Source organism: Pseudomonas sp. ADAK2 TE3594 (genome assembly GCF_053628675.1).
This window is the reverse complement of the sequence record NZ_JBRJGV010000001.1, coordinates 5,126,016-5,139,100: the sequence shown is the minus strand read 5'-3', so window position 1 is coordinate 5,139,100 and position 13,085 is coordinate 5,126,016. Positions and strand designations below refer to the sequence as shown.

The 13,085-nt window shown below is 60.2% G+C and carries 14 protein-coding genes; 8 read left to right on the top strand and 6 right to left on the bottom strand.

What is annotated here, in order from left to right; all coding sequences use genetic code 11:
- Nucleotides 1-39: 39 nt before the first annotated feature.
- Nucleotides 40-519 carry a LabA-like NYN domain-containing protein gene (locus AB7M22_RS23010; protein WP_008012653.1) on the top strand — a complete coding sequence of 160 codons (480 nt, stop codon included), beginning with the start codon at nt 40-42 and terminating at the stop codon, nt 517-519.
- Between the two features lie 22 nt (nt 520-541).
- The gene (locus AB7M22_RS23005) at nt 542-1,153 is read left to right on the top strand and encodes a 3'-5' exonuclease (RefSeq protein ID WP_008012655.1); all 612 of its coding nucleotides are present in this window, start codon (nt 542-544) and stop codon (nt 1,151-1,153) included.
- Between the two features lie 112 nt (nt 1,154-1,265).
- Here the strand turns inward: AB7M22_RS23005 and AB7M22_RS23000 are convergent, their stop codons facing one another.
- Complete coding sequence (locus AB7M22_RS23000; protein ID WP_008012657.1) at nt 1,266-1,721, bottom strand: Lrp/AsnC family transcriptional regulator; 456 nt, start codon at nt 1,719-1,721, stop codon at nt 1,266-1,268.
- A gap of 163 nt (nt 1,722-1,884) precedes the next feature.
- Here AB7M22_RS23000 and yedA point away from each other — a divergent pair, with 163 nt between their 5' ends.
- Nucleotides 1,885-2,811: a drug/metabolite exporter YedA gene (gene yedA, locus AB7M22_RS22995; protein WP_454187880.1), complete on the top strand. Its 927-nt coding sequence runs from the start codon at nt 1,885-1,887 to the stop codon at nt 2,809-2,811.
- Between the two features lie 78 nt (nt 2,812-2,889).
- Nucleotides 2,890-4,224: a DEAD/DEAH box helicase gene (locus AB7M22_RS22990; protein ID WP_007895361.1), complete on the top strand. Its 1,335-nt coding sequence runs from the start codon at nt 2,890-2,892 to the stop codon at nt 4,222-4,224.
- Nucleotides 4,225-4,348: 124 nt separating this feature from the next.
- On the opposite strand, the gene AB7M22_RS22985 is transcribed toward AB7M22_RS22990, so the two are convergent.
- Nucleotides 4,349-5,590: a TIGR03862 family flavoprotein gene (locus AB7M22_RS22985; protein WP_454187879.1), complete on the bottom strand. Its 1,242-nt coding sequence runs from the start codon at nt 5,588-5,590 to the stop codon at nt 4,349-4,351.
- A gap of 263 nt (nt 5,591-5,853) precedes the next feature.
- Entirely contained in the window at nt 5,854-6,774 is a 921-nt protein-coding gene (locus AB7M22_RS22980) for a histone deacetylase family protein (RefSeq protein WP_454187877.1), read from the bottom strand.
- Nucleotides 6,775-6,870: 96 nt separating this feature from the next.
- Here AB7M22_RS22980 and AB7M22_RS22975 point away from each other — a divergent pair, with 96 nt between their 5' ends.
- The 3 genes from AB7M22_RS22975 to AB7M22_RS22965 all read left to right on the top strand — a co-directional run bounded on the left by AB7M22_RS22975 (nt 6,871) and on the right by AB7M22_RS22965 (nt 9,005).
- Nucleotides 6,871-7,440 carry a GNAT family N-acetyltransferase gene (locus tag AB7M22_RS22975; RefSeq protein ID WP_454187876.1) on the top strand — a complete coding sequence of 190 codons (570 nt, stop codon included), beginning with the start codon at nt 6,871-6,873 and terminating at the stop codon, nt 7,438-7,440.
- 105 nt (nt 7,441-7,545) lie between these two features.
- Nucleotides 7,546-8,415 carry an acyl-CoA thioesterase II gene (tesB, locus tag AB7M22_RS22970; RefSeq protein ID WP_454187875.1) on the top strand — a complete coding sequence of 290 codons (870 nt, stop codon included), beginning with the start codon at nt 7,546-7,548 and terminating at the stop codon, nt 8,413-8,415.
- Nucleotides 8,412-9,005, top strand: coding sequence for an HAD family hydrolase (locus AB7M22_RS22965; protein WP_454187874.1), 594 nt, complete (start codon nt 8,412-8,414; stop codon nt 9,003-9,005). The genes tesB and AB7M22_RS22965 overlap by 4 nt, the downstream gene beginning before the upstream one ends.
- 117 nt (nt 9,006-9,122) lie before the next feature.
- Here the strand turns inward: AB7M22_RS22965 and AB7M22_RS22960 are convergent, their stop codons facing one another.
- The 3 genes from AB7M22_RS22960 to ypfJ (AB7M22_RS22950) all read right to left on the bottom strand — a co-directional run bounded on the left by AB7M22_RS22960 (nt 9,123) and on the right by ypfJ (AB7M22_RS22950) (nt 11,981).
- Entirely contained in the window at nt 9,123-10,082 is a 960-nt protein-coding gene (locus tag AB7M22_RS22960; RefSeq protein ID WP_454187873.1) for an alpha/beta fold hydrolase, read from the bottom strand.
- Nucleotides 10,082-10,975 carry a KPN_02809 family neutral zinc metallopeptidase gene (ypfJ, locus tag AB7M22_RS22955; RefSeq protein ID WP_454187872.1) on the bottom strand — a complete coding sequence of 298 codons (894 nt, stop codon included), beginning with the start codon at nt 10,973-10,975 and terminating at the stop codon, nt 10,082-10,084. Before ypfJ (AB7M22_RS22955) ends, AB7M22_RS22960 begins: the two co-directional genes overlap by 1 nt.
- Nucleotides 10,976-11,111: 136 nt before the next feature.
- Complete coding sequence (gene ypfJ / locus AB7M22_RS22950; protein WP_454187871.1) at nt 11,112-11,981, bottom strand: KPN_02809 family neutral zinc metallopeptidase; 870 nt, start codon at nt 11,979-11,981, stop codon at nt 11,112-11,114.
- 207 nt (nt 11,982-12,188) lie between these two features.
- On the opposite strand from ypfJ (AB7M22_RS22950), the gene AB7M22_RS22945 reads away from it, so the two are divergent.
- Nucleotides 12,189-12,962: an IclR family transcriptional regulator gene (locus AB7M22_RS22945; protein ID WP_218398833.1), complete on the top strand. Its 774-nt coding sequence runs from the start codon at nt 12,189-12,191 to the stop codon at nt 12,960-12,962.
- Nucleotides 12,963-13,085 lie beyond the last annotated feature (123 nt).

The following is a 13,085-nucleotide window of genomic DNA, read 5'->3' as shown; positions in this document are numbered from 1 at the left end:
GATCCTGTCCGCGCTTCGGCACGCCAAAGAGGATGTACGGTGAAAAAAATCGCAGTGTTCGCCGATGTCCAGAACCTCTATTACACCGTGCGTCAGGCTTATGGTTGCCACTTCAACTACGCCGCGCTGTGGGCTGATGTCAGCAAACAGGGGCAGATCGTCGAGGCCTACGCTTATGCGATCGATCGTGGCGACAGCAAGCAGCAGCAGTTTCAGCAGATCCTGCGCAATCTCGGCTTCATCGTGAAGCTCAAGCCCTACATCCAGCGCAGCGACGGTTCGGCCAAAGGCGACTGGGACGTGGGCATCACCCTCGACATCATGGATGCCGCCGACCATGTCGATGAAGTGGTGCTGGCCTCCGGCGACGGTGATTTCGACATGCTGCTGGAACGCATCATCAGCAAGCACGGGGTGCAAGCGGTGGCCTATGGCGTGCCCGGTCTCACGGCCAACTCGCTGATCCGCGCTGCCAGCCGTTACGTGCCGATCGAAGGCGCATTGCTGCTCAAGAATTGATTTTTACGGAGTTGAAACAGGTTTGGAACGCATAGCAGTCATCGACTTTGAAACCACCGGGATCTCCCCGAGCAGCAGCTGCCGGGCCACGGAAATTGCCGTGGTGATTCTTGAACAGGGGCGCATCGTCGAGCGTTACCAAAGCCTGATGAACGCCGGCGTGCGAGTGCCAGCCTTCATTGAACAACTCACCGGCATCAGCAACGCCATGCTGCGCACCGCACCCTCGGCCGAGCAGGTGATGAACGAGGTCAATGAATTCGTCGGTATCACGCCTCTGCTGGCGCACAACGCTGCGTTCGACCAGAAGTTCTGGGACTACGAGCTCGGGCGAATCAAACGCACACGCTTGCAGAACTTTGCCTGCTCGCTGTTACTCGCCCGCCGCCTGATGCCCGCCGCGCCGAACCACAAACTCGGCACCCTCACCACTTTCGCCAGCTTGCCCAATACCGGCAAGGCTCACCGGGCCATGGCGGATGCCGAAATGGCGGCCAACCTGACGGCGCACTTGGCTGAAGAGTTGCGGCGCAAGCATGGGTTGCGTGAGTTGTCGCATGATCTGCTGTGCAGCTTGCAGAAAGTGCCGGCGGCGAAGATCAATGAGCATCTGAAGCGGTATCGCGGGTTTTAAGGTTTTGTAGTGTTTCTACAGGCCTCTTCGCGGGCAAGCCTCGCTCCTACAAGTTAGGTGCAGTTCTGTAGGAGCGAGGCTTGCCCGCGAAGGCGTCAGAGCAGACACCGCATCACGATTTTCCATTCCCTTCCAACTGCCCCAACGGCACGCGCTTCTCGATGGCGCTCGACAGCACGATCGAGGTTTTGCTGAACCCGAACGTGGCGATCCGGTTGATCAACTCTTCAAGCTCCGGCATCGAGCCCACTGCCGCTTGCATGATCACGCACGGGTCGCCGGTGACGCGATGGCATTCGGTGAGCTGTGGGATTTTGATCAGTTCGTCGTAGGTTTTCTGGTTGCCGTGCTGGTTCAGGCGCAGTTCGATGACGCACTGGATCGGTAGGCCGAGTTTGGCCATGTCGACTTTCGCCTGGTAGCCGGTGATCACCCCGCAGGCTTCAAGTTTGGCGACGCGCTCGGCCACCGCCGGAGCGGACAGGTTTACCTTGCGCGCCAGATCGGCGTAGGACGCACGACCGTTTTCCAACAGGGCGCTGAGGAGCATGCGGTCGTATTTGTCCATCGTGGTGTTCCTGAAAAAAGGCTGACTTTCGAAAGCACGGTTTATAGCGCTGAACTCCGTGTTTTGAAAAGTGTACCGGCGCTATAAACAGGTTTTGTAACTTATTTTCCGCTGCTGGCCTTTCTAGAATAGCTGCTCTCTTTGTCTTGTTCTCGAGCTGCCCATGCCTGGCATACGCCGTTTTTCCTTACCGCTGATCGCTGCTTTTTTTGCGCTGTACGTGATTTGGGGGTCGACCTACCTGGTGATTCGAATCGGCGTGCAGTACTGGCCACCGTTGTTGCTCGCCGGTATCCGCTTCGTGATCGCGGGTACGTTGATGTACGCGTTCCTGCGCTGGCGCGGGGCACCGGCACCGACGTGGGCGCAATGGAAAGCGGCGGGGATCATCGGGATTCTGCTGCTGACGTGCGGTAATGGCGCGGTGAGTGTGGCCGAGCACACGGGCGTGGCCTCCGGTGTTGCCGCATTGGCGGTGGCAACGGTACCGCTGTTTACCTTGCTCTGCGGATATTTCTGGGGCGCGCGAAATACCCGTCTCGAATGGGCCGGGATTGTGCTCGGGCTGATCGGTATCGCCATGCTCAACCTCGGTTCCAATCTGCAATCGAGCCCGTTGGGCGCGGCGTTGCTGGTGTTCGCGGCAGCGTCTTGGGCTTTCGGTTCGGTGTGGAGCAAACACTTGCCGTTGCCGCAGGGCGCGATGGCGAGTGCCGTGGAAATGCTGGTGGGCGGCGTGGTGTTGTTGATCGGCAGCGCGGTGAGTGGCGAGCATCTGGAGCAACTGCCGCCGATTGAGGGTTGGGCGGCGCTGGCCTACCTGACCGTCTTCGGTTCGATCATTGCCTTCAACGCCTACATGTATTTGTTGAAACATGTACGTCCGGCGGCGGCCACCAGTTATGCCTACGTCAACCCGGCGGTGGCGGTGTTGCTGGGTATCGTGTTTGTCGGCGAGACCATTGGTATCGAAGAAGCGTTGGCCATGGCGGTGATCATCAGCGCCGTGGTGTTGATCGGGTTGCCGCAGTGGCGCCGAGGTGCGGATCGACCTGCCGTAGTGCTGCCGACAGAATCCCGCGCGAATTAGGGTAAACTGCGCGCCATTGCATCTTGTTTTGCACACTTGTTTTGAAAAACCCGCGCTGAATTTTCCTACGGTACTCCCATGACTTTCGCCACCCTTGGCCTGATCGAACCCTTGCTGCGCGCCCTCGAGACGCTGGGCTACCAGACACCTACGCCGGTCCAGGCGCAAGCCATTCCGGCGGTGCTGGCCGGTCGCGACCTGATGGCCGCCGCCCAGACCGGCACTGGCAAAACTGCCGGTTTCGCCCTGCCGCTGCTGCAATTGCTGGCCATGGAAGGGCCGAAAGTCAGTGCCAACTCCGTGCGCGCACTGATCCTGGTGCCAACCCGCGAGCTGGCCGAACAGGTTCACGAAGCCGTGCGCCAGTACGCCGAGAACCTGCCGTTGAGCACGTACGCGGTGTACGGCGGTGTCAGCATCAACCCGCAAATGATGAAGCTGCGCAAAGGCGTCGACCTGTTGGTGGCGACTCCGGGCCGCTTGCTCGACCTGTTCCGTCAGAACGCGCTCAAGTTCAACCAGTTGCAAACCCTGGTGCTGGACGAAGCCGATCGCATGCTCGATCTGGGCTTTTCCGAAGAGCTGGGGAATATCTACAAAGCGCTGCCGAAGAAACGTCAGACGCTGTTGTTCTCCGCGACCTTCTCCGACGCCATCCGCACCCTGGCCGGACAAATGCTCAACGACCCGCTGAGCATTGAAGTCAGCCCGCGCAACGTCGCCGCCAACACCGTCAAGCAATGGGTGGTGACGGTGGACAAGAAGCGCAAGCCGGAGCTGTTCGTTCACTTGATGCGCAAGGGCAAGTGGAAGCAGGTGCTGGTGTTCGCCAAGACCCGTAACGGCGTAGATGCGTTGGTGGAAAAACTCCAGGGCCTGGGCATCAATGCCGACGGCATCCACGGCGACAAACCACAGGCGACCCGTCAGCGGGCACTGGATCGTTTCAAGGCCAGTGAAGTGCAGATCCTTGTCGCCACCGACGTGGCAGCGCGTGGCCTGGATATCGAAGATTTGCCATTGGTGGTCAATTTCGACCTGCCGATCGTGGCGGAGGACTACATCCACCGCATCGGTCGTACCGGCCGTGCGGGCGCAACCGGGCAGGCTATTTCGCTGGTGTGTGCTGATGAGGTGAATTTGCTGTCGGCCATCGAGACGTTGACCCGTCAGACGTTGACTCGCCAGATGGAGCAGGATTTCGAGCCTGAGCACCGCGTGCCGGATACTGATGCCAGCGGTCAGGTGATCAAGAAGCCGAAAAAACCGAAGAAGCCCAAGACCTCCAGTGGTGGCAAGCGCAACCTGGGTAAATGGGTCGAGAGCGGTGATGCCTCGGCGCCGGAGCCTTCGATCAAGCCTGTGCGTAAAGTGCCAGTATTCAATACCGGGCCACGTAAGCGTAAGCCTTGATTATCTGCGGCGCCTGTTAGGTCGCCGATCGCGAGCAGGCTCGCTCCCACATTGACCGTATTCCTATGAAAGAACTCGGTCACCTGTGGGAGCGAGCCTGCTCGCGATCGGCGCGCCGCGGTCTTCAGCCTTTGCGCTGCAACCACTCCACCATCCCCATCCCCGCCGCTCGCCCACTGGCGAAACACGCGGTCAGCAGATAGCCGCCGGTCGGCGCTTCCCAATCGAGCATTTCTCCCGCGCAGAACACGCCAGGTAGTTGCTTGAGCATCAAACGTTCATCCATCGACTCGAACATCACGCCCCCTGCGCTGCTGATGGCCTCGTCCAACGGTCGGGTTTTCACCAACATCAGCGGCAATGCCTTGATCGCTTTGGCCAGCAGCGCCGGATCGGTAAAACAGTCGGCCGGTGTCAGCTCTCGCAACAGCGCCGCTTTCACCCCATCAAGCCCAAGCTGACTGTGCAGGTGTTTGGCCATGGAACGTGAGCCGCGTGGTTTGCTCAGCGCAGACTGAATTTTATCCACAGGCTTGCCCGGCAACAGATCGAGATGAATGGTTGCCGAACCATGCTGATTGATCGCTTCACGGATCGGCGCCGACAGGGCGTAGATCAAACTGCCTTCAATCCCCGTGGCAGTGATCACACACTCTCCGAGCCGCGGCACATCGTCATTGAGGCCAATGGCGATGTTTTTCAGCGGGCTGCCGGCGAATTTGCTGACCATCAATTCGCTCCAGGCCTGCACCTCGAAGCCGCAATTGCTCGGTTGTAACGGCGCCAGTCCTACACCGCGCTGTTCCAGCGGCAGCATCCAGGCACCGTCCGAACCGAGGCGCGACCAACTGCCGCCACCGAGGGCCAACAGGGTCGCGTCGGCTTGAACAGTTTTTTCGCCTTCGAGGCTGTCGATGCGCAAGTCACCGTTGTCATCCCAACCGAGCCAGCGATGGCGGGTGTGGATAACTACGCCGGCATCGCGCAGGCGTTTGAGCCAGGCCCGCAACAGGGGCGCGGCTTTCATGTCGGTAGGAAACACCCGGCCGGAGCTGCCGACAAAGGTTTCGATGCCCAGGTCATGAATCCATTGGCACAAGGTGTCGGCGCCGAAGGCCCGCAACAAGGGCGCAATCTGCGGTGCCCGTTCGGCATAGCGTGAGAGAAACGCCGGGTAGGCCTCGGAATGGGTGATGTTCATGCCGCCAACCCCGGCGAGGAGGAATTTTCGCCCCACTGAAGGCATGCCGTCGTACAGATCGACTTTGATCCCGGCCTGGCTCAGCACTTCAGCCGCCATCAAACCAGCAGGGCCGCCGCCGATGATGGCGACGTGAGGGGGGAGGGAAGTGGAGGGCTGGGTCATGGAATGCGCTGCGGTTTGGCGGAATGAAGCCGGGCATTCTACCAGTGCACGATAACTGTGGGAGCGGGCTGTCAGGCAACAAAGATGTTGAATGTGCCGGCCTCATCGCGGGCAAGCCCGCTCCCACAGGATTGAGGGTGGATTCGAGCGCTGGTTAAAAAACAACCACCGCTCTGTGGCCTATACCCCGCATGGGCTGCAGGCCCTTTCACTCAGGTTATCCACAGGCGGTTCCACAGGCATTGTGGGTAAAGATCCATAACTCAGTGACAGCCTGATGACTGCCAGACCCGTTGGGCGCTGTGATGGAGGATTCCATGGCGGCGCGCCAAGGCCATGCGGTCTTTGCTGTAACCGCCACCGATCACGCCGACCACCGGAATATCCCGGCCCAGGCAATGACGCATCACGCTTTCATCGCGAGCGGCGACGCCTTCGTCTGTCAGCTTCAGATAACCCAGGGCGTCGTCCTTATGCACATCGACGCCGGCGTCGTACAGCACCAGGTCCGGTTGGTAGAGCGGCAGCAAATAGTTGAGCGCGTCGTCCACCACTTTCAGGTAATCGGCATCGCCCATGCCCATCGGCAACGGAATGTCCCAATCACTTTCGGCTTTGCGTGCAGGAAAATTCTTCTCGCAGTGCAGGGAAACGGTTATCGCCTCTGGGGTGTTGTGCAGAATCCTTGCAGTCCCGTCGCCCTGATGCACATCACAGTCGAAGATCAGCACCCGGTTCACTCGGCCACTTTCCAGCAGGTAATGGCTGATCACCGCCAGGTCATTGAAGATGCAGAACCCGGCGGGATGATCGTAATGCGCGTGGTGAGTGCCGCCAGCCAGGTGACAGGCCAAACCATGCTCCAGTGCCTGTTCTGCCGCCAGCAGCGAGCCACCAACCGCCCGCACCGTGCGCCGGGCCAGCGCTTCGCTCCAGGGCAAGCCGAGGCGTCGCTGGTCTTCGCGGGACAATTCGCCGCCCATGTAGCGTTCGATATACGCAGGGTCATGGGCGAGGGCGAGAATCTCTGGCGGGCAGAGGTCCGGGCGCAGCAGGTCGGTGTCGCGGGCCAGGCCACTGTCCACCAAGTGATCGCGCAGCAGGCGAAACTTGTCCATGGGGAAACGGTGATCCGCCGGAAACTCGGGACTGTAGTCTTCGTGGTAGATCAATGGCAGGGGCATGGCTGATTTATACAGGAAGGCATGTAGGAATGAGTGAACGATCCTACCAGCGATGTAGACTTGCGGCATGGAAACCGAGGGGAGGGGAGAGGCACGATGGAGCCGATACTGGAACTCGAAAGCGCACGACTGTTGTTACGGCAGTGGCGTGATGAGGATTTGCCGGCGTTTGCGGCGATGTGCGCTGATCCACAGGTGATGCGTTATTTTCCGGCACCCTTGAGTCGACTGGAAAGTGCCTCGTTGATCGGGCGGATTCGCGGGCATTTTGCCGAGCATGGTTTCGGCCTCTGGGCGTTGGAACGTAAAGACACCGGCGCCTTTATTGGTTTTACCGGCCTCGGCGTGGTCGGCTTCGATGCGCCATTCACGCCGGCCATCGAAATCGGTTGGCGCCTGGCGCGTGAGCACTGGGGGCTGGGGTATGCCGGCGAAGCGGCGTGGACCGCTCTGCGCTGCGGGTTTGATCGGTTAGCGCTGCAAGAGGTCGTGGCATTCACCACCAAGACCAATCTGCCCTCCGAGAAAGTCATGCAAGCGATCGGCATGCACCATGCCCCTTGCGATGACTTCGAGCACCCGCGGCTTGCAGCCGATCATCCGCTGCGCCCGCATGTGTTGTACCGCATCACCCGTGAGCAATGGCTGCAAACCTTGCATGGATAAGCAGGCGCGGACGTTTACAATGGCCCTCATGTTGAACCGGCCATAAACTGAATCGACCGCCGCAGCCAAGACTGCGCGGCATTGCGTTGTGTGAGGAGAGTCTGAATGAGCCAAGTGTTGGAAGATCTGGTAGACCTGCTGACCCTGGAACCGATTGAAGAAAACCTGTTCCGTGGCCGCAGCCAGGACCTGGGGTTTCGTCAGTTGTTCGGCGGCCAGGTACTCGGCCAGTCCCTGTCGGCGGCCAGTCAGACAGTCGAGGCGGCGCGCCATGTGCATTCGATGCACGGTTATTTCCTGCGCCCGGGCGATGCCAAATTGCCGGTGGTGTATCAGGTCGATCGGGTGCGCGATGGCGGCAGTTTCAGCACGCGCCGGGTGACGGCGATCCAGAAGGGCCATCCGATTTTCACCTGCAGCGCCTCGTTCCAGTACGACGAAGAAGGCTTCCAGCACCAGACTGAGATGCCGCAAGTAGTCGGCCCGGAAAACTTGCCGTCGGAGCTGGAACTCACCCAGCAGCGCGCGCACCTGATCCCTGAACACATGCGCGAAAAACTGCTGTGCCCGAAACCGATCGAAGTCCGGCCGGTGACCGAAAAAGACCCCTACAACCCGCAGCCTGCCGATCCCATCAAATACGTCTGGTTCCGCGCCGACGGTGCCTTGGCTGATACCCCGGCGCTGCACAAATACCTGCTGGCCTACGCTTCGGACTTCGGTCTGCTGACCACCTCGATGCTGCCCCACGGCAAATCGGTCTGGCAGAAAGACATGCAGGTTGCCAGCCTCGATCACGCATTGTGGTTCCATGCCGACCTGCGCGCTGATGACTGGTTGCTGTACGCCATGGACAGCCCGTGGGCCGGCAATTCGCGCGGATTCTCCCGGGGCAGCGTGTTCAACCGTGCCGGGCAACTGGTGGCTTCGGTCACTCAGGAAGGCCTGATTCGCCATCGCAAGGATTGGGCATGAGCCTGGCTGAGGTGCGGCATTGGGTGTTCGATATGGACGGCACCCTGACGGTAGCGGTGCATGACTTCGCGGCGATTCGCGTGGCGTTGGCGATTCCCGCCGAAGACGACATCCTCACCCACCTCGCGGCACTGCCGGCCGATGAAGCCGCGGCCAAACACGCGTGGTTGCTGGAGCACGAGCGGGATCTGGCGTTGGGTTCGAAACCGGCGCCGGGCGCGGTGGAATTGGTACGTGAGTTGGCCGGGCGCGGTTATCGCCTGGGCATTCTCACGCGCAATGCTCGCGAGTTGGCGCATGTCACGCTGAAGGCCATTGGCCTGGCCGACTGCTTTGCGGTGGAGGATGTACTGGGCCGCGATGAGGCACCGCCCAAGCCGCATCCTGGTGGGTTGCTGAAACTGGCCGAAGCCTGGAAGGTGCCGGCGAGCGAAATGGTGATGGTTGGTGATTACCGCTTCGATCTGGATTGCGGGCGTGCGGCGGGGACGCGGACGGTGCTGGTGAATTTGCCGGATAATCCGTGGCCGGAATTGACTGATTGGCATGCTGCCGATTGCGTGGCGTTGCGGCAGATGCTTTCGGCTTGAGGGCCTCTTCGCGGGCAAGCCTCGCTCCTACAGGTGATGTGACGCTCCTTGCTCGCACCGCCATCCTGTAGGAGCGAGGCTTGCCCGCGAAAGCGTCAGATCAGACACCACAAAAACTCACTGACCAAACAACACCTTCTGCCCCTCGGGCGAGGTAAACATCCCATCTCCATTGTGCCCAACCCCAGGCACTTCGATCAGCTGCTGACTCAACCCTTGCGGATGGCGCCGTTTCAGATAATTGAAATAGTTGCGCCCACGAATCAATCGAGAAGCGCCCTGGGCTTTGGCCTCACAACTCTTGTCCAGCGCTGGATGATTCGGGTCGATGTCCTGCTGCCCGAGTAAATAAACGATGTCACGTTTGACATAGTTTTCTTCAAGTTGCGCAGGTGTTTGCCCATTGGCATAGGCGGGCAGGTCCGCCAGCCCGTACTTCCAGCGATTGAAATTCGGACACCCCGCGTGACTGAACGCCACGGGTCGTTGCTCATTGAAGTAGGCGTATGACGAAGGGTTGGCGATCACATAGCGCACTTTCACACCCTCCGTGTCGAGGGCTGGCTGAGGGTGACCCAGCAAGGCATAACGCTGAACCACCTGAGCGCCGCCGGAGTGACCGGCGATGACGATTTGCTTCACGTCCGGAAACTGTCGCCGATCACCCAGGCGAGCAATGATTTCGTCGAGTGCCGCATAGGCGCTCAGCGTAAATGGCGCGGTGGATAAGCCACCGGCCATCCAGTCATTGCCTTGCCAGCGTAAAACACTGTCAGGCACCGCATGGCTCGCAATGTCGGTTTCGTTGAGAAACTGCGGGGCGAGTACCAACGTGTTCGCGCTTTGCCCGGCTTGCTCGGCTGCATGCTCGGCGGTTTGGCGGTAGGTTTCCGCATTGCGCAATCGACCATGGACGATGATCAGCACGCGTTCGATTTTCGCCGGCGTCGGGCCAATGCTCACTGCAATTTCCCCGGCGCTCAACAGCAAGCGCCCGGAACTGATCGCCTTGACGCCCTGCTCGGCGGCCTGGGTGCTTGCGCAGGTGATTAACAGAACCAGCAGCCACTTACGCATCACAGATTCTTCGCTGAAAAGGTGTCGCACTGGCCAATTTGGCCTTGTGCGAATCCGGCCTTGAACCAGCGTACTCGCTGGGCCGAAGTGCCGTGGGTGAAGGAATCCGGGACCACGCGGCCCTGACCTTGCTGTTGCAAGCGGTCGTCGCCGATGGCGTTGGCGGCGTTCAAGGCTTCTTCGATGTCACCGGGTTCCAGCCAGTTCAGACGTTTTTGCGCATTGTTGGCCCAGACGCCGGCCAGGCAATCGGCCTGCAATTCCTGGCGCACCAGCAAACCATTGTCGCCTTCCATCTGCCGGCCTTGTTGGCGAGCGGCCTGAATCTTCGCGGAAACGCCGAGCAAGGTCTGCACGTGGTGTCCGACTTCGTGAGCAATCACATAGGCCTGGGCGAAGTCCCCCGCGGCGGAAAAGCGCTGGGACATTTCCTGAAAGAAACTCATGTCCAGGTAGACCTTCTGGTCAGCCGGGCAATAGAAGGGTCCGGTTGCCGAAGTCGCCAGGCCGCAGGCCGAGTTGACGCGGTTGCTGAACAGCACCAGGGTCGGGTCTTTATATTGCCGATCGGCCTGCTGGAAAATCTGGCGCCAGGTGTCTTCGGTATCGCCGAGGATCGAACGCACGAATTCGGCCCCTTCATCATTGGCCGGTGGCGCCTTGCGGGTCTGGGTGGTGGCGGGAGCCGATTGCTCGCTCATCTGCCCGGTCAGTTGACCGAGGATCTGCATCGGGTCCTGGCCGGTGATCCAGCCGATCCCGACGATCAACAGGATCGCCGTCAGGCTCAGGCCCTTGCCTCCACCGAAGCGCATCCCTCCGCCCCCCCCACCGACATCATCGCCACGAGCATCAACCACGTTGTCGCTGCGTCGGCCTTTTTTCCAAAGCATGGGGGAATCCTCGTTGAACATGGTGATGAGTGTTGCTGGTGAGTGAGAGCGGCGCCAGTCCGGTCGTCAGACAGCCTTGAGTGGCGCCGGTTCTATACCGCTGGGGAGATTAGCGATTTACGTTGCCGGGCGTGAACTACAGTGGCGTGGCCGCGAAGGTATCGCAGGCGCCGATCCGGCCTTCGGCGAAGCCGGCCGAGAACCAGGTCACCCGTTGTGCGGAGGTGCCGTGACTGAACGTCTCTGGCCGTATCACGTTGTTCTGGGCGTGTTGCAGTTGGTCATCGCCGAAGACCGTGGCGGCGTGCAGTGCCGCATCGATATCACCGGCCTCAAGCCACAGCAGGCGTTTTTGCGCATGGTGCGCCCACACACCGGCAAGGCAATCGGCTTGCAGTTCGGCGCGAACCTCCAGTCCACCATCGCCGGTGACAGGTTGACGGTCTGACAGTGCTTTCTCGAAAGGGTCGGAGAGTCCCAGTTCCAGCTGCACGTGGTGTCCGATTTCGTGAGCGATGATGTAGGCCTGTGCGAAGTCGCCGATCACCGAAAACTGCTGGGCCATGACGCGAAAGAATTCCAGATCCAGATACACCTGGCGATTGGTCGGGCAATAGAACGGGCCGCTGGCTGAGTTTGCGAAGCCACACGCCGAGGCCACTCTTTCACTGAACAGGGTCAGTGTGGGTTCCGGGTAGTGCCGGCCGGTTTGCGCAAAAAGTTGTTTCCAGGTGTCTTCGGTATCGCCCAGCACAGACTGAATAAACACGAGTCGAGGATCTTCAGAAACGATGGCGGCGGAGTGTTGAGGCGGTGTGCCTGACAGGGCCGGGATGCTGACTGGAGCGTCATCCGGCATCGTACTCACCGTTGAATAAATTCCTGCGCCTGCCAGGGTGGCGACGGCCACGGTGGCGCCAATTATTTTCCCTGTCGTTTTGCGGGCATCCTTGCCCTCCCGAGTGTCATTTACGTTGTCGCTGCGTCTTGCTCTGTTCCATAACATGTTTGCGGTCTCTCATAGATTGATTGGGCGCGTATCGCCGTATCTATGAATAACCGCACTGGCAAAGAGACGTGGATGAAATGTGTAAGGGTTCGTGAAATGCACAGTCGTTGCGACGTGCCGGGGCGGTTATCGGACACCTGGTTCCAGATTTCGCATTCGGTGGGTTGTCTTCTAGAATCGGGCAAATTTCATGTGGAACCTCCCATGGCCGGCAGTCAGATCGAACGTGTTTTCAGCGTGCTGGAAAGCCTCACCAGTGACCCTCGTGGCCTGCCGATGCAGACGCTGGCAGAGCAACTGGACATCCCCAAAAGCGCGACCCATCGTTTGCTCGCCGAGCTTATTCGGCTGGGCTATGTGCGGCAGAATCCGGAGAACCTGCGCTATCACTTGTCGACCAAACTGGTGGCCCTGGGTTTCCGCTACCTGTCGAGCAGCGGCGCGGATATCGTTCAATCGGTGCTTGATCGCCTGGCCCAGGAAACCGGTGAGTTGGTGCGCCTTGGAGTGATCGAAGGGGAGCGGCAGGTCTGGATCGCCAAGTCCCAGGGCGCCCGATCCGGCTTGCGCTACGACCCGGACATGGGCCGCGATGCACCGTTGTTTTACACAGCGTCGGGGCATGCGTGGCTGGCGAGCATGAGCGATGCCGAAGCTTTGTCGCTGGTGGAACGCCAGGGCAGTGACCGGCCCAAGGACCTCGGGCCGAATGCACCGCGCTCCAACATCGAATTGCTTGAACGCCTGCGTCTGGCCAGAGAGCAGGGCTATGCCTGGGTCGAGGAGAGTTCGGCGGTCGGCACGTCGGCAATTGCAGCGGTGGTGCGGCATCCGGGTGATGGTCGGGTGATCGGGGTACTCAGCATCGCCGGGCCAAGTGCGCGGATGCCGGGGGCGCGTTTGCATGAACTGGCGCCGCTATTACTGAAGTTTGCCGAGGAGTTGTCGGCGGCGAGCCTGGCTTCAGAGTTGTTGTAGGAGCGAGGCTTACCCGCGAAAGCGGTGTGTCATGCAACATTGATGTCGACGGACACACCGTCTTCGCGGGCAAGCCTCGCTCCTACATGGATTTTCGTTTGCCCATAAAAAGTTGTGCGCTGT